Source organism: Uliginosibacterium sediminicola (genome assembly GCF_039631295.1).
GTDB classification, from domain to species: Bacteria; Pseudomonadota; Gammaproteobacteria; order Burkholderiales; family Rhodocyclaceae; genus Viridibacterium; species Viridibacterium sediminicola.
In genome coordinates, this window is record NZ_JBDIVE010000016.1 from 1 (window position 1) to 20,534 (window position 20,534).

General features: G+C 63.7%; 18 protein-coding genes. 4 read left to right on the forward strand and 14 right to left on the reverse strand.

The window, feature by feature from the left end:
* Window positions 1-368: 368 nt before the first annotated feature.
* The 3 genes from ABDB84_RS18980 to ABDB84_RS18990 form a co-directional block, all read right to left on the reverse strand.
* Window positions 369-680: a hypothetical protein gene (locus ABDB84_RS18980; protein WP_345921356.1), complete on the reverse strand. Its 312-nt coding sequence runs from the start codon at window positions 678-680 to the stop codon at window positions 369-371.
* Between the two features lie 198 nt (window positions 681-878).
* Window positions 879-1,232, reverse strand: coding sequence for a DUF2489 domain-containing protein (locus tag ABDB84_RS18985; protein ID WP_345921357.1), 354 nt, complete (start codon window positions 1,230-1,232; stop codon window positions 879-881).
* A 746-nt stretch (window positions 1,233-1,978) separates the two neighbouring features.
* Window positions 1,979-2,272, reverse strand: a complete 294-nt coding sequence (locus tag ABDB84_RS18990) for a hypothetical protein (RefSeq protein WP_345921358.1) — start codon at window positions 2,270-2,272, stop codon at window positions 1,979-1,981.
* Window positions 2,273-2,359: 87 nt separating this feature from the next.
* Between ABDB84_RS18990 and ABDB84_RS18995 the strand changes: the two genes are divergently transcribed.
* Window positions 2,360-2,704, forward strand: a complete 345-nt coding sequence (locus ABDB84_RS18995; protein WP_345921359.1) for a hypothetical protein — start codon at window positions 2,360-2,362, stop codon at window positions 2,702-2,704.
* 102 nt (window positions 2,705-2,806) lie between these two features.
* On the forward strand, window positions 2,807-3,817 hold the full coding sequence (locus ABDB84_RS19000) for an integron integrase (protein WP_345921360.1): 1,011 nt from the start codon (window positions 2,807-2,809) through the stop codon (window positions 3,815-3,817).
* A gap of 53 nt (window positions 3,818-3,870) precedes the next feature.
* Here ABDB84_RS19000 and ABDB84_RS19005 read toward each other — a convergent pair whose 3' ends face one another.
* The 4 genes from ABDB84_RS19005 to ABDB84_RS19020 all read right to left on the reverse strand — a co-directional run bounded on the left by ABDB84_RS19005 (window position 3,871) and on the right by ABDB84_RS19020 (window position 7,174).
* Window positions 3,871-4,578 (reverse strand): fumarylacetoacetate hydrolase family protein, encoded by a 708-nt coding sequence (locus tag ABDB84_RS19005; protein WP_345921361.1) that lies wholly within the window; start codon window positions 4,576-4,578, stop codon window positions 3,871-3,873.
* A 111-nt stretch (window positions 4,579-4,689) separates the two neighbouring features.
* Window positions 4,690-5,598, reverse strand: coding sequence for a hypothetical protein (locus ABDB84_RS19010; protein ID WP_345921362.1), 909 nt, complete (start codon window positions 5,596-5,598; stop codon window positions 4,690-4,692).
* Between the two features lie 17 nt (window positions 5,599-5,615).
* Window positions 5,616-6,197, reverse strand: a complete 582-nt coding sequence (locus ABDB84_RS19015) for a LemA family protein (protein WP_345921399.1) — start codon at window positions 6,195-6,197, stop codon at window positions 5,616-5,618.
* 122 nt (window positions 6,198-6,319) lie between these two features.
* A complete protein-coding gene (locus ABDB84_RS19020) occupies window positions 6,320-7,174 on the reverse strand; it encodes an HDOD domain-containing protein (RefSeq protein WP_345921363.1) in 855 nt (284 codons plus the stop codon).
* A 237-nt stretch (window positions 7,175-7,411) separates the two neighbouring features.
* Here ABDB84_RS19020 and ABDB84_RS19025 point away from each other — a divergent pair, with 237 nt between their 5' ends.
* Together ABDB84_RS19025 and ABDB84_RS19030 are read left to right on the forward strand one after the other, a co-directional pair.
* Complete coding sequence (locus tag ABDB84_RS19025; RefSeq protein WP_345921364.1) at window positions 7,412-8,431, forward strand: oxidoreductase; 1,020 nt, start codon at window positions 7,412-7,414, stop codon at window positions 8,429-8,431.
* Window positions 8,428-9,555, forward strand: a complete 1,128-nt coding sequence (locus ABDB84_RS19030; RefSeq protein WP_345921365.1) for a diguanylate cyclase — start codon at window positions 8,428-8,430, stop codon at window positions 9,553-9,555. Before ABDB84_RS19025 ends, ABDB84_RS19030 begins: the two co-directional genes overlap by 4 nt.
* Before the next feature lie 52 nt (window positions 9,556-9,607).
* Here ABDB84_RS19030 and ABDB84_RS19035 read toward each other — a convergent pair whose 3' ends face one another.
* The 7 genes from ABDB84_RS19035 to ABDB84_RS19065 all read right to left on the reverse strand — a co-directional run bounded on the left by ABDB84_RS19035 (window position 9,608) and on the right by ABDB84_RS19065 (window position 20,420).
* Window positions 9,608-11,152: a SpoIIE family protein phosphatase gene (locus ABDB84_RS19035; RefSeq protein ID WP_345921366.1), complete on the reverse strand. Its 1,545-nt coding sequence runs from the start codon at window positions 11,150-11,152 to the stop codon at window positions 9,608-9,610.
* A gap of 8 nt (window positions 11,153-11,160) precedes the next feature.
* Window positions 11,161-12,066 carry a response regulator gene (locus ABDB84_RS19040; RefSeq protein ID WP_345921367.1) on the reverse strand — a complete coding sequence of 302 codons (906 nt, stop codon included), beginning with the start codon at window positions 12,064-12,066 and terminating at the stop codon, window positions 11,161-11,163.
* The gene (locus ABDB84_RS19045; RefSeq protein ID WP_345921368.1) at window positions 12,063-14,942 is read right to left on the reverse strand and encodes a PAS domain-containing sensor histidine kinase; all 2,880 of its coding nucleotides are present in this window, start codon (window positions 14,940-14,942) and stop codon (window positions 12,063-12,065) included. The genes ABDB84_RS19040 and ABDB84_RS19045 overlap by 4 nt, the downstream gene beginning before the upstream one ends.
* Before the next feature lie 142 nt (window positions 14,943-15,084).
* Window positions 15,085-17,736: an alanine--tRNA ligase gene (gene alaS / locus ABDB84_RS19050; protein ID WP_345921369.1), complete on the reverse strand. Its 2,652-nt coding sequence runs from the start codon at window positions 17,734-17,736 to the stop codon at window positions 15,085-15,087.
* 123 nt (window positions 17,737-17,859) lie between these two features.
* Window positions 17,860-18,675, reverse strand: coding sequence for an FTR1 family iron permease (locus ABDB84_RS19055; protein ID WP_345921370.1), 816 nt, complete (start codon window positions 18,673-18,675; stop codon window positions 17,860-17,862).
* Window positions 18,676-18,681: 6 nt separating this feature from the next.
* On the reverse strand, window positions 18,682-19,008 hold the full coding sequence (locus ABDB84_RS19060) for a cupredoxin domain-containing protein (protein ID WP_345921371.1): 327 nt from the start codon (window positions 19,006-19,008) through the stop codon (window positions 18,682-18,684).
* Window positions 19,009-19,172: 164 nt separating this feature from the next.
* The gene (locus tag ABDB84_RS19065) at window positions 19,173-20,420 is read right to left on the reverse strand and encodes an extracellular solute-binding protein (RefSeq protein ID WP_345921372.1); all 1,248 of its coding nucleotides are present in this window, start codon (window positions 20,418-20,420) and stop codon (window positions 19,173-19,175) included.
* Window positions 20,421-20,534: the final 114 nt, after the last annotated feature.

Sequence of the window (20,534 nt, forward strand, 5' to 3'; positions counted from 1 at the left end):
ATGGCATGTCTCCGGTAGACTACGAAAAGCAGTACTTCATGAGGCTCGGGACTGTCTAGAAAACCCGGGGCGATTCAGCTTTTGCTCACAGTCATCACATAAAAGTTTTTCTCTAAGCCCCTTTTGCTCGAAGCTGTTTCTTTGCTCGGGGATTGTTGAAAGCATGTGGAGACGGTGCTTTTCGTCATAAAGAGGCTCGTACAAGAACTCAGGGATGATGTGGGAATTCCGTAAGACTTTGTCTTTCAGACAGAGCGCGCAAGACATAGAGTTCTAACGTGGAAGTGAGGGGCAGCCGGAGTGCGAAGCACGGAGGGAACCTGCAAGCGCAGCTTGCAGGCTGTCCCTCTCGACTGCAGGGTTAGAGGTCAACTGTTCCACCTTTCGATGTTTTTGAACAGCCAGCCCACAAGAACTGCAACTGCCACAAGAACCACTAACCAAATGGGTGCGCTAAATGACGCGATCTTGAGTATCAGAACGATCGGCGCAGCGACGATTGCCAACAAAACCTTAGCGCCTAACTCGGTTACCGATGACTCCCTAGAATTACCTTTTGCATTTTCAATCTCTTTGCCAGACGCGGCTGCCTTGAACCCGCAGGAGGCGCACGCTTCTGTACCTGCTGCATTTGATGCCTGGCAGACATGACAAACCCAAACGTAATTTGGAGCTTTCATTTTTACCTGCGACCTATGCACACAAAGGACGGATCTTGAGCAAGACCTCTAACGTTTGACGTGAGGGGCGGCCGGAGCCGCGAAGCGGCGGAGGGTATTTGCAAGCGCAGCTTGCAAACCGTCCCTCTCGACGGAATTGTTAGGCGATTTTTGCATAGGTGTATTGCACCTCAACGTTGAGACTGCGCGGATTTTTCATTAGCCGAAGGTGTTTTTGTTGTTGAACCTGGACACAAGCGATTGGCAAGGTGCGGTGCCAACTTCTTTGGCCCATTGTGTTGCCTTTTCAATAAGAGGCTGATGTTTTTCGAGCGCTTCGACTGACCAGTGTTTCCGAGATTGGCCGATAGGCAGATCGTCTGTTTCAGACGCGATGGCTACAAACGCCAAAAAATCTTCATCGCTATCTTCAACCGCAGCTTCATGGCGAAGTGAGGCCAGTGTAATTGCTCCTTCTAGAAACGGGATGCTCCCATCAAGCATGCCAAGTGCGACGACATAGACACGATTGCGAACGGACTGAACGTATGACTCGTGGGCGATTGAAGCCATATCCGCCTAACGCTGAGGTAAGCGGCGCCGGAGCACCGAAGGTGCGCAGGGCACCAACAAGGGCCATGAAAATGGCGAAGCCATTGCCCTTGTTGGCGTCCGCTTGACCGCCCGGTTAGGCTGGTGACAGATGCTAATCATTCTGAGCACACAACCGCTACCGTTAGGTTTGAATGTCCACAAAAGTCGGACAAGCTTCGCGTCCGCGTTGAACCGACAGTTAGGCAGGGCAGCGTAGTGGAAGGGTGTGCTGGCTGGCATGGCCTGGACTTATTGGGTTACTTGGAGCGGCAGGCCTGTACTTTTGCCATGTAAGGGGCGATGACGCCTTGCTCAAGAGAGCCTTGCCTTTGTTGAGAGTAAAACGTTGCTGACTGCCACTCTGGTTGCGACATTTCATGCTCTAGCGTTTGAACGACACATGAGCAGAAGTTGCTTGTTTTTGTAGGGTCATCCCCTTTGCGGCCTCCCGCATCTACACATCCTTTTTTGATGCCTACCTTGTATACGGAGACTTCAAGGGAAGTTACTTCAGTCGGCTGTTTGTGAGGCGTGCCAACGCATGCTGATAGGAGTGACATCACTCCAAGAGTGCATATCAGGTGTTTGGGCATTTGCATAGATTCAGAGGCCTAACGTTTGACGTGAGGGGCCGCCGTAGCGGCGAAGCCGCGAAGGGAACCCACAAGCGCAGCTTGTGGGCGGTCCCTCTCGACGGAATGGTTAGGCCGAAAATGCATGGCGGTTTAATCGTCTTTGCTGGTCATGTGCCAACAATAGTTGCAAAGGCCGTGCTCAGTGGCTGCATCGTACATTTCAGACCAAGGGACATTGCTTCCACATCTGGCGCATGCTTCGACAGTGTATTCATCAAGAACGTGTTTCTTAAACACGTAGCGTTGTTTTTCCGTCAGGGCCTTTTCGCCTTTTTCTATCACGAGTTTTGTTATGCCAAGTGCTGCGCCGTCAAGGCCTTCAAGATTGACAATCTGTTCGAGAAAGCCAGTAAAACCATCATCTTCTTTATCGCACATGCTCATGATTCAAACTCCTGTTTAAAAGGAAGAGGCTAGGCCTAACGTGGAAGTGAGGGGCCGCCCTCACGAACCGAAACAGGAGTGACGGACATGGAGCAACAACCGAACAACGAAGCGCCGCAAGGGGCGGTCCAACTCGACTGCAAAGTTATGCCTCTACGCTGCGAAGTGCGCGGTATGAGCTGGATTGATATGCAGGTGAGCATTGGCACGCTGCGTTTTGCGGCCGAGAATCACCCGGATTTTTGGGACGGTGTCAGTGGGGCATCTGTGCCGAACATCAAGGTCACGGACGCGCAGGAATTCGCCAAGGCTGTAGCGCAAGTGATCAACGATGAGGCCGAAGATGGCAGCACGCTCTTGACTAGGATGCTCGACAAGGCGATTGCCAAAGCTGTCGAGAGCGGATGCGAAGGCGTTGATCATGGGGCATAACGTTAAGTAGACATTAATAAAAACAAAATCTGTTTTATTGGTCAATCTGCCCTGACGGGCAAGTGATTGAATTGACTTGGTGTTTTTGGTTTACTTGATTTCATGGTGACCAATAAAACTTCCGATGCTCAAGGCTTGCCGGCGGTGGGTTCTGCGCCGAAGTTGCTGGATCAGCTGCGGGATCGTTTGCGCTTGAAGCATTACAGCATTCGGACCGAGGCGGCTTATCTGGGCTGGGTCAAACGATACATCCTTTTCCATGACCGGCGCCATCCGAATGACATGGGCAAGGCGGAGATCGAGGCTTTTCTGACTTCGCTGGCGGTCGATCGCAATGTGGCGGCGGCGACGCAGTCGCAGGCTTTGTCGGCGATTCTGTTTCTTTACAAGGAAGTGCTGGGCGCCAATTTGCCCTGGCTCGACGAGGTGACGCGCGCCAAGAAGCCGGTGCGCCTGCCTTGCGTGCTGACGCAGGAGGAGGTGGCTCAGCTGCTGGGCGCGGTGCAGGAGCCGGAGTTCGCCTTGATTCTGCGCCTGCTCTACGGCACCGGCATGCGCGTGCTGGAGGGCGTGCGGCTGCGCGTGAAAGATGTGGATTTCAGCCGGCGCGAGATCGTGGTGCGGGAGGGCAAGGGCAACAAGGATAGGGTGACGATGCTGCCGCAGAGCCTGATCGAGCCTTTGCGCGCCAAGCTGCGCCAGCGCAGGCTGGAGCATGAGGCGGATCTGGCGGCGGGGCGTGGTTCGGTGTATCTGCCGCATGCGCTGGCGGCGAAGTATCCGACGGCGGAGTTCGCCTTTGGCTGGCAGTACGTATTCGCGGCGCCGACTTTCTCGACCGATCCGCGCTCAGGCATCGTGCGCCGCCATCATCTGGATGCACAGCGCGTGCAGCGGGCGATGCGGCGGGCGCTGGCGGCGACTTCCATCGTCAAGCCGGTGACGCCGCATACCTTGCGCCATTCGTTTGCGACGCATCTGCTGGAGGCGGGGCAGGATATCCGCACGGTGCAGGAGTTGCTGGGCCATCAGGATGTGAGCACGACGATGATCTACACCCACGTGCTCAATCGCGGCGGTCTGGCGGTGAAGAGCCCGCTGGACAGGTTTTGATGCGGGGTGCTGCAGCGTTCTTCGTCTTTCAGCCCGCAGCACTCCGTCCTGCCTCACACCAGCTTCGGCCCGATCAGGGTGGTGAGCTGGCCGAGCTTGTCGATGCTGCCGACGAGGACGTCGCCGGGCTGGATCGGGCCGACGCCGGCCGGGGTGCCGGTGAGGATCAGGTCGCCGGCGGCCAGTTCAAAATGGCGCGAGAGCTCGGCGATGATCTCGGGCACGCCCCAGATCATCTGCTCCAGCGTGGCGTCTTGCCGAGTCTGGCCATTGACGGCGAGGTGGATGCGGCCGCTGCTGAGCTGACCGACTTGGCTGACCGGGAACACCGGGCCGCAGGGGCAGCTGTGGTCGAAGCCTTTGGCGACATCCCAGGGCTTGCCTTTGTCGGCGAGCTTTTTCTGCAGGTCGCGGCGCGTCATGTCGAGCGCGATGGCGTAGCCGAAGATGTGGCGCTGGGCTTCCTGCGCGGCGATGTTGTAGCCGCCCGAGTGCAGGGCGACAGCCAGTTCCAGCTCGAAGTGGTAGTTCTCGGTGGCCAGCGCGTAGGGGATGGTGTCGCCGTCCTGCACGATGGCGTCGCGCGGCTTGGTGAAGAAAATCGGCGGCTCTTTCTCGTCATTGCCCAGTTCGCGGATGTGGTCCAGGTAGTTGCGCCCGACGCAGTAGATGCGGCGCACCGGGAAGCGTGCATTGCCGCCGGTGACGGGCAGGCTGGTGGTGGCGGGCGGGGCGAAGACGTATTCGTGCTGGACGGGCATGGAGTGACTCCGGCGATGCGTTTTGAGACGAACGGATGGGGTTTCAGGCCTGCGTCAGGCTGGCGGGCGGGGGAATCCTTTACTGAGCCGGTTAGCTTAATCCGCCGGCTTTCAGAAGGCCAGTGTGCCGTGTTGCAGCAGCTGCGCGCAGCCTAAGCAGCAGCAGAGGAAGAGCGCGATGTGCAGCGCGCACCAGGCACGCTGCGGCAGCTTGAGGCGCCCGCTGCTGACGGCGGAGAGGATGAAGGGGCGGCCGTCCGCCGGGCAGGCGAGCAGGTGCAGGCTGGCGGCCTGGTCGGCCTCGATGCGTGCCTGGCGTGCTTCGCGCTGGGCCTGGGCGCGGGCCAGTTCCCATTCCTCAGGGCTGATCTCGCCATTGCGGTCGAGGTCGAAACGGCGGCGCAGCGCGGCGGGGTCTTGCTTCCAGTCGCTGAGGATCTGTTTGACGGCCTCGCGCTCGGTCTGTGCCAGATGCTCGCTGCTGCGCGTGCGGAAATCGCCGAGCGCGAAGAGCTGTTCGTGTTCGAGGATGCACCAGTGGGTGTAGCGCAGCCGGTCGCGCGTCTGGTGTTCGCGGCGAGTGCAGTGAACTTCTGCGCCAGCGGGATCGATCACGCAGTGGCCGCTGCCATCGTCGAGCAGCAGGCAGGCATCGCTGGTTTCATCGCTGCATTCGTGCCAGTCGTTGTCGCTGTTGCGCTCTTCGATCTTCAGGCGGTACCACAGCACCGGCAGACCATTGTAGGGCGAGAGCAGGGGCAGGCCGGCGAGGGTTTTGCCGCGTCCGTGCAGGGCGACATAGCCCTGGGCCGCGCTGGCGATGCGCGATAGCGGGGTGTCGCTGATATGGCGCAGGACACTCAGCGCCTGCAACCAGCCGGCCAGGCTCAGCACGGCCAGCAGCAAGACGGCGAGCCAGGCGGCGGTACCGCTTTGCGCATGCGCCGCCAGCGACAGCAGGGCGACCTGGGCGACGAAGATCAGCGCTTGCAGGCCGTGGCGGCGGACAAAGGCCTTCACGTGGCGAAGCGCTGGGCTCAGCTGCGCGTGCCAAACAGCGTGGCGAGGTCCACGTCGCTCTTTTCGCTGCTGGCGAATTCGAGCAGCGCGGCGGCGCTGAAGCCGAAGCCGCGGGCGATCAGCAGATCCGGGAACTGCTCGATGCGCACATTGAACAGATTCACCGATTCGTTATAGAGCTCGCGGCGGTCGGCGATGCCGTTCTCCAGCGTGGTGATGCGTGCCTGCAGCTGCATGAAGTGCTCGTTGGCCTTCAGGTCGGGGTAGGCCTCGGCGACGGCGAACAGGCGGCTGGTGCTCGCGCGCAGCAGCGCTTCGGCATTGCCCAGCGCGTTCATGTCCTGCTGCGCACTGGCGCTGCTGACCTGGCCGCGTGCGGCGATCACGCGTTCCAGCGTGGCTTGTTCGAAGTCGCGATACTGGCGGCAGACTTCGACCAGCTTGGGCAGCTCGTCATGTCTTTGCTTGAGCAGCACGTCGATATTCGCCCAGGCCTTGGCCACCGCATGCTTGAGCTGCACCAGGCCGTTGTAGATGACGACTGCGTAGAGCAGGGCGAGGATGAGGATGCCCAGAAAGATTGCCGTGCCAGTACTCATCATCGACCTCGTGTGTGGGATGCAGGGGTTTGCCGCCGGATTGTAGCGCCAGCTTGCAGGGGTAGCCTATGCAAGGGCGATGCGCGCGATGAACGGGAACGCGGCGCTGCGGGCGTGGCGGTTCAGGCGGCGCTGCCGCCGTCCTTGCGGATCGGCGCGTCTTCGGGCACGCCGAGGCGATGCACCAGTTGCTCGACACTCATGTGTAGCAGTTCGCTGATGTCGGTGTAGTCGTCGGGCAGGGCGGGGTCGTGCCAGGTTTTGGCGGCGTGGCGCGCCAGGCGCGTGGCCAGCACCACATTGCGCACGCGCGGGCTGGCGGCATTGGTGTCGTCCATCAGGGTGATCAGCAGCTCGGGCAGGCGCCAGGCTTTGACCAGCGCAAACTGCAGCTCGTACATGGTGAAGCCGAGCAGATCTTTCTGCGCCGTCGCGCTGCGCAGGCCCGGCTGCGCCTGCAGGGTCTGCGCGATCTGCAGCATCAGCGTCGGCGCAAAGCAGCCGCAGAGGATTTCGGCCGCGTCGTGGAGCAGGGCGGCGACGGTGACTTCATCGACATCCAGATCGTGACGGATGATCGCCCAGTCATGCGCCCAGTTGGCGGCGCGGCGCGCACGGCCGATGACCTGCAGCACGCCGAGCAGGGCGCGCGGGTGGCGCGCCAGCTGGGCCTCGACGGTCGGCAGATCGCTGAACTTGGCGAAGAAGGGCGAGACGCCGAGCATCATGATCGCGCGCTCGATGGTGGTGATGTCGTGGTTCTGCTGCACACCGCGATGCGTCTCCAGGTAGGAGAGCACGCGCAGGGTCATCAGCGGATCGCTCAGCACCACAGCCGCCAGCCTGCGACCGCTGACGTTCTCTTCGTCGGCGCGCAGCTCATCGAGTTCGCGCACGGTGCTGCGCAGCACGGGCAGGGCCTGCTGGCTAAAGTACGCGATGTAACTGTCGATAGAGGTAAGTGGCTTTTCAATCATGGAGCGGTGCCTCGGTGGCTTGCATGAAAACTATCGACATCCTGCCGCAAAGCTTGAGGGCCCTATGAACGGGCGCCGAGCGAATCTGCGGCGCGGCATGATCCAGCGCAATCATGTGCTTACCCGAACTGAGCGGTGCGGGCAGCGGGCTGCATGGCATGATGATGGCCCGCGTCCTGCGCATGATGCTGTCGGCTCCCCCGTGATGGCCTGCGCAAGCCCGAAGGAGCAATCAGTGTGAAGTCTTTCAAAGCATTTCTCATCGAGCAGTCGCCGAGCGGCGTAAGCGGCCGCTTTGTGCAGCTCGATGAATCGCAACTCGATGGCGGCGATGTGCTCATCCGCGTCATCTACTCCAGCGTCAATTACAAGGATGCTTTGGCGGCCACCGGGCGTGGGCGCATCGTCAAGCGCTTCCCCTGCGTGGGCGGCATCGATCTGGCCGGCGAGGTGGTGAGCAGTGCTGCGCCGCGTTTTCGCCCCGGCGACAAGGTCATCGTCACCAGCTACGACCTCGGCGTGGCGCATCACGGCGGCTATGCCGAGTACGCCCTGGTGCCGGGCGGCTGGGTCTTGCCGCTGCCGCCCGGGCTGAGCCTGTTCGAGGCGATGGCGCTGGGTACGGCCGGGCTGACGGCGGCGATGGCGATCAGCCGCATGGAAGACAATGGCCTGCGTCCCGAGGCCGGGCCGGTGCTGGTCAATGGCGCCACCGGTGGCGTCGGCAGCCTCGCCATCGACATGCTGGCGGCGCGCGGCTATCAGGTCACCGCGCTGACCGGCAAGCCGGCCGAGGCCGACTGGTTGCGCTCCTTGGGCGCCAGCGAAGTGATGTTGCGTGGCGACATGCCGGCGATTCTCAAACCGCTCGACAAAGGCCTGTGGGCCGGTGTGATCGACAACCTCGGCGGCAGCGTGCTGGCCTGGTTGCTGAGCACCACCAAGCCCGGCGGCGTGGTGGCGAGCATCGGTCTGGCGGCCGGGGTGGATGTGAATACCACGGTGATGCCCTTCGTGCTGCGTGGGGTGAGCCTGCTCGGCATCGATTCGGGCTATGCCGGCTTTGCCGTGCGCGAGCGCGCCTGGTCACGCCTGGCCAGTGACCTGCGGCCGCGCCAGCTGGCGAACATTGCCGTGGCGCGTGACTTCGACGAGCTGCCGCAGATCTTTGACGAGCTGCTGGCCGGCAAGGCCCATGGTCGCGTGGTGCTGCGTGTGGCTGGAGAGCAGGCGGCCGCCAACGGGGGACAGGCATGATTGAAGAGAGCGCCCAGCTGCCGCGCATCCTGATCGTTGATGATTCACGCATGGTGCGTGCCTCGCTGATCAAACAGATCCGCGACAAGTTCGATGTGCGTGAAGAGGTCGATGGCGAAGCCGGCTGGCAGTCCCTGCTGCTGGACCCGAGCATCGAGGTGGTGATCTCCGACATCGGCATGCCGCGCCTTGATGGCTTCGGCCTCCTGCAGCGCATTCGCGGCTCGCGCCTGGCGCGCATCAATTGCCTGCCGGTGCTGATCATCTCCGGCGAAGACGAGAACGAAGCCCGTATGCGCGCGCAGGAACTGGGCGCCACTGATTTCATCAGCAAGGGCACGCCGCGCGTCGAGTTGCTGGCGCGCCTGGAGGCGCTGGCCAAGCTGGCTTCGACGCGGCGCGAACTCGAACAGAGCCGCGAGCAGCTGGTGCGGCGCAATCGTGGCGATGTCAGCGTGATGGTGATCGAGGTCGATCACTACGACAAACTGTGCAGCGAGTACGGCCACAACATTGGCCAGCTGGTGCATCGCAAGCTCTCCAAGCTGCTCTCGGCCAAGGTGCGCAAGGAAGACACCATCGCCCATCTGGCCGAGGGGCAGTTTGCCGTGATCTCGCCTTCGGCCGATCTGGATGCCTGTGGCGCTTTCGCCCTGCGCCTGCGCCGCGCCATCGAAACCATCGTCATGACCTACAAGGAGCACCGCATCCGCGTCAGCCTGACGGTGGGCCTGGCCAGCGCGCATGGCGACGCTTCGGTGTCGCTGGAGCAGCTCTTGCAGGCCGCCTCGCAGCGTGTGGCCGATGGGCGCAAGCTCGGCGGTAATCGCGTGGTGTCGGAGTCGGGCGAAGTCACCGCCGACAATATCGGCCGCTTCAGCCGCCTGGCGGTGAGTGTCGATCACGCCCTGACCCAGCTGCGCTCGGGCAGCCCGGACGAGGTCAAGAAGCGCCTGCGCGAACTCACCTATTCCTTGCTGCCGCTGCTGGAGCTGATGGAGGCCGAGTATCGTCTGGGCATCCCCATCGTCGAACTGGCCGAGAAAGCGCAAGTGACCAGTATCGAGGGCGTCGGCACCGCGACCACCGAGGGCGCCCGTACGGTGTGGCGCACGGCGTCCTAGCCACGCATTAGCGCACTGGGCATTGCCTCGCGCAGGTGACCCGCAAGGTCGATCAGGCCAGGTCCAGCAGCAGGAACGAGACGTCGTCGTGCGCGCTGTGGCCTTGCAGGTGCTCGCTCAGTGCCGTGTTGAGAACCTCCAGTGCGTCCTGCTCGCCCGCGCCAGCGAGCGCCTTGAGCACGCCGGCCTGGCCGAATTCCTCACCGCCGGGGACGGCCGCTTCGAGTACGCCGTCCGAGCAGAGCAGCAGGCATTCACCCTCATCCTGCCAGGTGTAAGTCTCCGGCTCGCATTCGGCCGCTTCCATCTCGATGATGCCCAGCGGCAGGTGCTGCGAGCTGAAGCTCTGCATCAGGCGGCCCTGAGCGTCGATGCGCAGCACATCCGGCACGCCGCCGAGCCAGATCTGCAGGCTGCGCGCCGGGCTGTCGATGCAGACGATGGCGGTACTGACAAAGCGCCCCGGCGGCAGCAGGGCGCGCAGGGATTCGTTCATCGCACAGACCAGGCGGGCGACCGGGTGTTCGTTGGTGACGGCTTGGTGGAATTGATTGACCACGGACAGCCCGCTCAGCGCGGCGGCCAGGCCGTGGCCGGTGGCGTCGGCAAGCAGGCCGTAGAGCTTGCCGGAGGGGCCGCGCGCTGCCAGCACGATGTCGCCCGAAAAGCGCGCGGTCGGCCACACGCATTGCCGTACGCCATGTGTTTGCTGGCCCTGGCTGGCGATGTGGCGTTCGAGGATTTGCTGGGCCAGTTCGGCTTCGGCTTCGGCCTCGTCGTGGTACTGGCGCAGGCGTGTCGCGTCTTCGGCCAGCTGCAGCTCGACGCGCTTGCGTTCGCTGATGTCGCGCACCACGCCGATGAACAGGCGGCGCTCGGCGGTGGGCAGCGGGCTGATCGTCAGCTCCATCGGAAAGCGGCGGCCGTCCGGCGTGCAGGCGGTGATCTCGGCGACGCGGCCGATGAACTCCCCGGCGCCGTGTTCGAGGCTGCGCGCCAGCGCCAGCGCAAAGGCCGGGCGCACTTCTTCGGCGATCAGCGAGGCGAAGTGGCGACCGCTGAGCTGCTCGGCGCTGACCTTGAAGATCTGCCGCGCCGCGCGGTTGAGGTCGCGGATATTGCCGCTGGCATCGAAGCTGATGATGCCGTCGATGACCGCGTCGGCAATCGTGCGTTCGCGCTTGAGCGCCTCTTCGTGGGTGCGCTGGAAGTCCAGCGCGCGCGCCATGTTGCGCATCTTGGCGGCAAACAGCTGGTAGGAGACAGGCTTGGCCAGATAGTCATCGGCGCCGCATTCGAGGCCGCGCACGAAGTCGCCCTCGGCGTCCATCGCCGAGATGATGATGATCGGCACCCAGCGCTCGCTGGGCTGGCTGCGGATTTGCCGCATCGCCTCGAAACCATCCATCACCGGCATCATCAGGTCGATGATCAGGATGTCGGGCTTGCTGCGTTCGAACAAGGCGACGGCTTGCGCGCCGTTCTCGGCCAGCACGGTTTCGAAGCCTAGCCGCCCAAGGTAGGCGCGCAGCACAGCACGATTGGACTGTGCATCATCGGCGACCAGGACCTTGAAGGTTTTGTGTTGGGCGAGCATGTCGTTCCTCACAGCGGCGAGCGGGCGGCGACAGGCATCAGCAGGACGACGCGATTGCCTGTGCCAAGATATTCAAGTTGCGTGAACGCCAGCTTACGCGCCAGTGCGATGCCCCGGCCGTTCGGCGCAAAGGCGCGTTCCGGCGCCACTTCGAGAAAGCTGCGCCAGTCGAAGCCGGGGCCGTCGTCACTGATCGTGATCTGCCAGTGCGCGTGCTGGCGCAACAGCTGCAGGCGCACACGCTTGTCCAGATTGTCCGGCAGTGCCAGGCGCCGCTCCACTTCTTCGGACCAGCGGTCTTCGTGGCGCAGGCGGGATTTCTCGGCGAAGTCGATGCCCAGATTGCCGTGCTCGACACCATTGACCAGCAATTCGGCCAGCCCGATCAGGGCGGTGCCAGGGTCGGCCGCTAGCTGCGAGACCAGAGCCGCCACCGCCTCGACCTCGGCCAGAGTGCGCATCGCAAAATGGGCCTCGTCGAGCAGGCTCAGCGCCAGGATATTGTGCGACATGCGCTGGCTGAGGTCGTGCCAGCGCGAGGCGTCCTCCAGCGCGGCCTGCACGATGCTCAGCAGGGTGCCGCGCTCGAAGGGTTTGACCAGGTAGTAATAGGCGCCAGCGGCAATGCCTTCGGTCACTTCATCCGCAGCGGCGGCGGCCGTCTGCATGATCACCGGTATCTGGGCCAGGCGGCTGTCGCTCTTGAGGCGATGCAGCAGTTCGATGCCGCTCATGCCCGGCATCATGCGGTCGAGAATCACCGCGTCGAAACCCTGAGGTTGTGCGTCGAGCAGTGCCCAGGCTTGCTCGCCACTGCTGGCGAGTGTCAGCGAATAGGCTTCACCGTCGAGGAATTCGCTGATGATTTCAAGATTGAGGGGTTCATCATCGACCACCAGTAACGAAGCCATCATGAGCCGACCCTCTCGAACAGGATTGCACCGGCATCGTCGGCGATGCGCGATGGTGTTTCAAGCGGCAGGCGGACAATGAACTGCGCGCCGCCGGATGCGCGATTGCTGGCGAAGATCTGGCCATGATGGGCCGCAACGATCTGCCGGCAGATCGCCAGACCCAGACCGGTGCCGCCCATGCTGGGCGTGTTGTAGCTGCTTTGTACGAACTTCTCGAAGATGCTGTGCAGCTCGTGCTTGGCGATGCCCGGGCCTTCGTCGGCGACGCTCAGCTCCAGCGCCGCTTGCCCACCCAGCTGGCTGTGTCGTGCGCCAAGCGTGATGCAGCTGCCTTCTGGGGCGAACTTGATGGCGTTGGCGAGCAGGTTGCGCAGCACCTGGCCGATGCGTCCCGCATCCAGGCGGGCTGGCGGCAGATCGGCTTCGATCTGGTAGCTCAAGCGCATATTGCGGGCGCTCAGCCAGGCATCCATCTCGGCGCATATCTCGCGGATGATGGGCTCGGCCGTGTTGCTGCGCATCTCCATCACAAAGTGGCCAGATTCGAGCTTGGCCAGATCCAGCAATTCATTGAGCATGACCAGCAGGCGCTCGCCACTGACGCGGATACGGTTGAAATACTGGCTCAGCTTGTTGGCCGGCAACTGCTCGCCGCGTGATTCGCCCAGGCGGGCAAAACTGAGGATGGCATGCATCGGCGTGCGCAGCTCATGCGACATGCTGGCGAGAAAGGCCGAGCGGGTCTCGTTGGCGCGTTCGGCCATTTCTTTGGCGCGCACCAGGTCGATGGTCTGTTCGCGCACCAGTTCGGAGAGCTGGTCGCGGTGCCGGCGCAAGCCCGCCTCGGCCTCGCGCAGCTTGCTGATGTCGGTATTGATGCCGACCAGCACCGTATTGCCATCGGCATCGACGCACAGCGCCTTGCGGATGATGGTGTGCACGGTCGTGCCAGTGCTGTGCGGCAGTACGTATTCGCCTTCGAGCACTTCGTTGCCGCCACGGCTGAACAAGCGTTCTTCGGCCTCTTCGATGGCTTCTGCTGCGTCGGTGCTGACGAAATCGGCCGAGCGCTTGCCGATGATCGCCGCCATCTCGGCGCCGACTGATTCGGCTTGCGCACGATTGGTCATGATGTAGCGGTGCTGGCTGTCCTTGACGTAGAGCGGGTGCGGCACGGCATCGAAAACATCCTGCAGGAAGCTGCGCAGCAAGGACTGCTGCTGCGCCTGGCGCTGCACTTCGGTGAGGTCTTCGTAAGTGGTAACGATGTTCGGCTCACCATCGAGGCCGTCGCAGACCACGTGGGTGAAGCGCAGATAGCGCCGGTCGCCACCCAGGGTCGTCAGCCAGGCATGGCTGACTTGTGGCTCACTGCTGGCGATGGCTTCGATGCCCTGCTCCTGCAGGCGTTCAAGCAGGCGGGCCAGCTCGAACGACGGCGCGGGCTGATCCAGCGTTGCCATCAGCTCGATGGCATAGCGTTCGTTGATCATCTGTGTGCTCTGGTCGGCGGCGCGCACGGTGACCGGCACCGGCATGGCATCGAGCACGCGCATCAGCATCGCACGGTAGCGTTCATGCACGGCGGATTGCGCGAATTCATCGCTGACATCGGCCAGGCTGCCGGTCAGCAGACGGCGCTGTCCCAGCGCGTCGCGGGTGGCGCGCACGCGCAGCTTGAGCCAGCGCGCAGTGAGCCCGTCGTTGAGCGGAAATTTCAGCTCGCGGGCGGTATCGACCTGGGCCGCCACGTGCAGCAAGGCAAGCACTTCGCGCCGCCAGTGGCGCGGCAATTGGCGCAGTGCGGCCGCCGCACTCGGCGCCTGCTCCTCGACCCAGCCGAGCAGCAGCTGTGCCTTTTCCGAGATGTGGAAGGCGCGCGTCTGCAGATCGAATTCCCAGATGCCATCCTGGGTCAGCTGCAGGGCGCGCTGCATGCGCTCTTCGCTCTCGCTGAGCGCGTGTTCGACGCGTGACGCACTGGCCTGCGCCTGATTGCCGCGTGCCCCCAGCAACAGTGCCAGCGCTGCCATCAGCGCACCGAACACGACGATGGCGGCAGCGCCCAGATTGGCCGGCAGGCTGCTGCCATCAAAGTGGTGGGCATACACGCGCAGCTGCAGCGAGGGGCTGATGCGTGGAAAGCGGGTGCTGCTCAGTAGCCTATCCTCGGCCAGTCTGGCGGCGGAGAACTGGCCGTTGGCGGTGAGCAGCTCGGCCGCAATCCATTTGCTGTGGCCGGCCGTGCTGGCATTGAGCCAGCGCTGCGGGTCGAAGATCAGCACCGTCGCCTGACCATGGCGCCAGGCATGTGCCAGTGCGGCAATCGGTAGCGCGTGTTGGCCGGCCACCGGCAGGCCGACCAGGCTGGGCAGGCCCTGTTCGCGCGCCGCACGGGCTGCTTCGCGGGCGAGGGCTTCGAGTTCCTCTGTGCTGCGCGCATTGCGTTCTTTGGCGTCGGCAAAGCGCAACAGCACGCGAGCCTGGCCACCGGCGTCCGGCGCATCGAACTGCAGCAGCATGATCGGTGATAGCGGACTGAAACCGCCGGATAGCAGCTTGCCTAGCGAAGGCGTGCTGGCAGCAGCGGCTTGTTTGTCATTCGCGCCACTGTGATCGGCCAGTTCAAGCGCGGCCAAGAGCAGGCTGGCTTGCTGCATTTGTTGCTGCATCTCATGGCTGAGCGCATGGGCGTGCTCGTCGACCGCCGCCTGGTGCAGCTGCTGGGGCTGTGCCTGCATCCAGTGCCAGAAGGCCGCCGCCGCCGCGATGCTGAACACCAGGACGAGGATGCTGACGATCTTGACCGCAGCATCGCGCAAGGCTTCGCGGCGTGAGCGGTCGGAGGGGGAAGGCGCAGGCGGGGTGTCTTGCACGAACAGTTACCGGGGGCTGGGGAAACCATTCCATTAACGGCGTAGCAGGCGCTACGCTTTAAGCATCATTCTGCGACGCCTTCCGTGCGCAGGCGGACAGATTGGGCGGGGCGCGCCAGGCGCGCCCCGCTGCAGGGGCTTCTTAGAGCTTGCCAGCCAGCCACTCGCGCACGCTGGCGAGCGCTGCCGGCAGGGCTTGCGGATTGCTGCCGCCGGCTTGCGCCATGTCGGCGCGGCCGCCGCCCTTGCCGCCCACTTGCTGGGCGACGAAGTTCACCAGCTCGCCGGCCTTAATCCTGGCGGTGAGATCCGGTGTGACGCCAGCAATCAGCGCGACCTTGCCATCGCTGACCGTGGCCAGCACCACGGCGGCACTGCCGAGCTTGTCGCGCAGGCGGTCGACCGCTTCGCGCAGCGCGGCCGCATCGGCTCCGTCGAGCGTGGCGGCGAGCACCTTGACGCCGGCGACATCGGCCGCTTGCGAGAGCAGGGCGTCGCCCTGGTTGCTGGCGAGCTTGGACTTGAGCGCAGCGATTTCCTTCTCCAGCGCACGCACGCCGTCGAGCACCTGGGCCAGCTTGCCGCCGACCTCGTTGCCCGGCACCTTGAGCGCGCTGCTCACTTCGCTGAGCTGGGTGTCGCGTGCGAGGATGTGGTTGAGCGCCACTTCACCGGCAATCGCCTCGACACGGCGCACGCCTGCGGCCACGCCGCTCTCGCCGATGATCTTGAAGAAGCCGATGTCGCCGGTGCGCGCCACATGGGTGCCGCCGCACAGCTCGCGGCTGGAACCGATGTCGAGCACGCGTACCGAATCGCCGTACTTCTCGCCGAACAGCATCATGGCGCCGGTCTTCTGTGCGTCTTCGATGTTCATCACGCGCGCCTGGGTGGCGGCATTGGCGAGGATTTCACGATTGACCAGCTGCTCGACCTTGCGGATTTCCTCGTCGCTCAGCGGAGCGTTGTGGGCGAAGTCGAAGCGTGTCTTGTCCGGATCGACCAGCGAGCCCTTTTGCTGCACGTGGGCACCGAGCACTTCGCGCAAGGCCTTGTGCATCAGGTGGGTGACCGAGTGGTGGCGCTGGGTGGCGCTGCGGCGGTTGCCGTCGACGCGGGCATTGAGGCTGTCGCCCAGCTTGATCTCGCCTTCGACGACGCGGCCGTGGTGGCCGAACACATCGGCCTGGATCTTCTGCGTGTCCTCGACGAGGAAGCGTGCGGTGGCGTTCTGCATCGCGCCGGCGTCGCCAACCTGGCCGCCGGATTCGGCGTAGAAGGGCGTGTTGTCGAGCACGATCACGGCGTCGTCACCGGCGCGGACGACATCGACACGGCTGCCGTCGATGTACAGGCCGGTGACCTTGGCGCCTTCGACCAGCAACTTGTCATAGCCCTGGAAGCTGGTCGGTGTGCCCTGGTATTCGAGACCTTGTGCGATCTTGAACTTGCCGGCGGCGCGCGCCTGCTCGCGCTGGTGATTCATCGCCGTGTTGAAGCCCGCTTCGTCGACGGTGAGGCCGCGCTCGCGCAGCACGTCAGCAGTGAGGTCGAGCGGGAATCCGTAGGTATCGTGCAGCTTGAAGGCGATGTTGCCGTCGAGCACGGTGCCGCCATTGAGCGCAGCGAGTGCCGATTCCAGAATGTCCATGCCATTGGCAATGGTCTGGAAGAAGCGTTCTTCTTCGAGCTTGAGCACTTCGGTGACGCGTGCCTGGTGTTGCTTGATTTCCGGGTAGGCGCTGCCCATCTCGGCAGCCAGTGCATCGACCAGCTTGTGGAAGAAGGGCGTGCGCGCACCGAGCTTGTAGCCGTGGCGGATGGCGCGGCGCGCAATGCGACGCAGCACATAGCCGCGACCTTCGTTGCTGGGGATCACGCCATCGACCACGGTGAAGCTGCAGGCGCGGATGTGGTCGGCAATCACCTTGAGCGAGGGCGACTCGGCATCGACGGCACCGCTGACGTTGCCAGCCGCTTCAACCTCGCGCTTGGCGGCGGCGAGCAGGTTCTGGAACAGGTCGATCTCGTAGTTCGAGTGCACGTGTTGCAGCACGGCGGTGATGCGTTCCAGGCCCATGCCGGTATCGACGCTGGGGCGCGGCAGGAGGTCCATGACGTATTCGCCGCTCTCGTCGACACGGCGGTTGAACTGCATGAACACGTTGTTCCAGATCTCGATGTAGCGGTCGCCATCCTGATCGGGCGATCCGGGCGGGCCGCCGGCAACGTCTGCGCCGTGGTCGTAGAAGATTTCCGAACAGGGGCCGCAGGGACCGGTGTCGCCCATCATCCAGAAATTGTCGGAGGCGTAGCGCGCGCCCTTGTTGTCGCCAATGCGCACGCAGCGCTCGGCCGGCACGCCGATCTGCTTGGTCCAGATGTCGTAGGCTTCGTCGTCATCGGCGTAGACAGTGACCCACAGGCGATCCTTGGGCAGCTTGAAGACTTCGGTCAGCAGTTCCCAGGCGTACTTGAGCGCGTCTTCCTTGAAGTAGTCGCCAAAGCTGAAATTGCCCAGCATCTCGAAGAAGGTGTGGTGACGCGCGGTGTAGCCGACATTGTCGAGGTCGTTGTGCTTGCCGCCGGCGCGGATGCACTTCTGGGCCGTCGTGGCGCGCGAGTAGGGGCGCTTGTCGAAGCCGAGGAAGACATCCTTGAACTGGTTCATCCCGGCATTGGTGAACAGCAGGGTGGGGTCGTCGCCCGGCACGACGGGGCTGGACGCGACGATCTGGTGACCCTTGGATTCGAAATACTTGAGAAACGCGGAGCGGATTTCAGCGGCAGTCATGGTGGCCTGGAAGTGAGTGCGCGCAGCGAGACGATGCGCGACAAAGTGTCAGATCGGCGCATTTTAACATCTGCCTGCGGCAAGTGCCCTGCGCAAGCTCCGGCTTGCGCAGGGCAGGGACGTTCAGCGAGCGACTCGCTGCGGTGAGGCGTAGCGCATGCCCAGCCAGATCACCAGGGCGGTGAGGCCGTAGCACAGCGCCTGGGTGGCGGTGGGGGCAGCATCGTAACCGGCCATGGCGTGCAGCACGGTGCCGATCACGGAGTCTTCCGGCAGCAGCGCCGAGCTGTCCCACAGCGGGTCGATCAGCGCCGGCAGCACGTCGGCCTGGATCAGGAAGCGCGCGGCTTGCCCGGCCATGCCGGCGGCGAGCAGGAGGATCAGCAGGGCCGTCGCCTGGAAGAACCAGCGCAGCGGAATGTGCAGCAGGCCACGGTAGAGCAGGGTGCCGACGGCGATGCCGGCGACCAGCCCGATCAGGCTGCCGGCCAGCATGCTGTTGGCCGTGGTGCCGCCCTGGGTGAAGATGCCGTAGAGGAACAGCACGACTTCCGAGCCCTCGCGCAGCACCGCCAGGCCGACCACGCTGACCAGGATGGTGGCCGATTGCGTGCCACTGCTGACGGCATTGCCGATGCTGGTGGCGTGCGCTGCCAGCTCGCGGCCGTGGCGCGCCATCCAGATGTTGTGGCTGGCCAGCATCAGCACGGCCAGGCCCAGCACGGCGGCGTTGAAGATCTCTTGCCCCATGCCCTGGGCGAACTGGTTGAGCACGTCGGCAAAACCGGCGACCAGGCAGGCGCCGGCGATGCCGAGCCAGATGCCGGCGCCGATCCACAGGCCACGGTGACGCACGCCGCGCGTGGCTGCGGCCAGGATGCCGATGATCAGCGCGGCTTCGAGGACTTCACGGAACAGGATGATGGCAGAGCTGAGCATGATGTTTTACTCGGCGATCAGCACGCCTTGTGCCGTTTTCTCGTTGAATTCCCCAAAGAACGGGTAGCTGCCCGGCTTGAGCGGGCCAACCACGACGAGACCTTTGCTCTTGCCCGGGATGACCTTTTCGGCGCGCAGTTTCTTGCTCTCGAACTCTTCCGGGCTGGCGTCGCGGTTGTCGATGACGATGCGGATCTTCTGGTTGGCCGCCACGCGCAGTTCGCTGGGCGAGAAAACGTGGTTTTCGATGATCAGGGTGACATCCTGATCGGCTTGGGCCAGCGGTGCTGCAAGGGCGCAGAGCAGGGCTGCGGAGGAGAGAAGTTTGCGCATGACGAAGGCTCGCAAAGTTATTATGGATAGAGCCATACTATTGCGAATTGTTCGCATTTGCAAACTTTGCCCCGTACGCGGCTGACGGCATTCCGCCGTTTGAGGCGTTCGTCTCAGCGGTGGGCGCCGCCGGCCGGCGATCCTGCCGGCGGCGCCTGGCCGTCTCAGGGCAGACGGCGGATGCGCGAGACGGCGTCATCCAGTGCTTGCTTGGGCGGCTTGCGGTCGGTCCAAACGGCGTCCAGTTCCTCGGCAAATACTTCACGCACGCCCGGCTTGTGCGCCAGCGCGCTGGCGTAGCCATTGGTCGCCGATTTGTGGGTCAGCTCGTCGATGGCGATGCGAATCGCCTGCAGATCTTCGCGCAGCAGCCGCGAACGCGTGGCGGCCAGCAGGCCGGCCTGGTTGAGCGGCAGGTAGCCGGCATTGACCTGCCATTCGACCTGGCTCTCGGCGCTCAGCCAGAAGCTGACGAAACGCGCGATCTGGGCGTATTCGGCGCTGCTGCGGCCGGCGGCGATCCACATCGACGGGCCATCGGCGAGAGTGTTGAGCGGCGCGCCGTAGGCACCGTCATGGTAGGGCAGGGGGCTGACCACCACGTCCAGCCCGGCGCGGCGCAGGCTGGGCAGCAGGGCCGAGCTGGCGGTCAGGCTGGCGCATTTGCCATCCATGAAGACCTGCTCGGCTTCGCGTCCGTAGCCGAAGAGGTGCAGGTACTGGCCGCGCACCCAGCTGTTCATCAGCGCGATGTGTTTCACCTGCATCAGGCCATTGGCCACCACCTGGGCGTTCTTGCCTGTGCTGGCATAGGCCTGGTTGTTCCAGGCGCTGCTGTTCTCGATGAACACGCTGACCGGCTCGGCCGTCGTGTAGGGGCAGGCGATGCCGGCCTGGCGCAGCTTGCCGAAGACCTCCTGCCAGTCCTGCCAGGTGGCCGGCAGGCTGGCCGGGTCAATGCCGGCTTGTTGCAGGGCGGCGCGGTTGGTGTACATCACCGGGCTGCCCAGGCCGATGGGCAGGGCCCGCAGACGATTGCGCTCATCAAGTACCAGCGGCGTCATCATGCGCGGCGGGGCGAGGGTTTGCAGCGGTTCGCGCGCCTGCGCCATGACTTCGTAGAGCGGCTTGATGCGCTTGGGCTTGCTCAGCAGCTGCGCTTCCGAGCTGTCCTCGAGAATCATCAGCGCGGCCTGCGGGCCGGGCGCGTCCCAGCGGCGTTCGCTGATGTTGATGTGCGCGGCCTTGTTGCCAGCATTGAAGCGCTCGACCAGGCGGGCCAGCTGCGCGCCCTTGTCAGCGCCCAGCTCGTGCACCAGCTCGATTTCGAGCGGTGCGCGCTCGGCGGCGTGGAGGCCCGGACACAAGCCGATCAGGCTCAGGCAAAGGATCAGCGCGCGGGTATGTTTCATGAGTCGGGTCCGGCAATAAATGAGCGGCCGATTATAGAGGCCGTCCGCGCGCCGTTCGGGGGGCGCCACGACAAGCGGCTCAAGAGATCGGCGGCGGGTGACGTAAAGCTATCT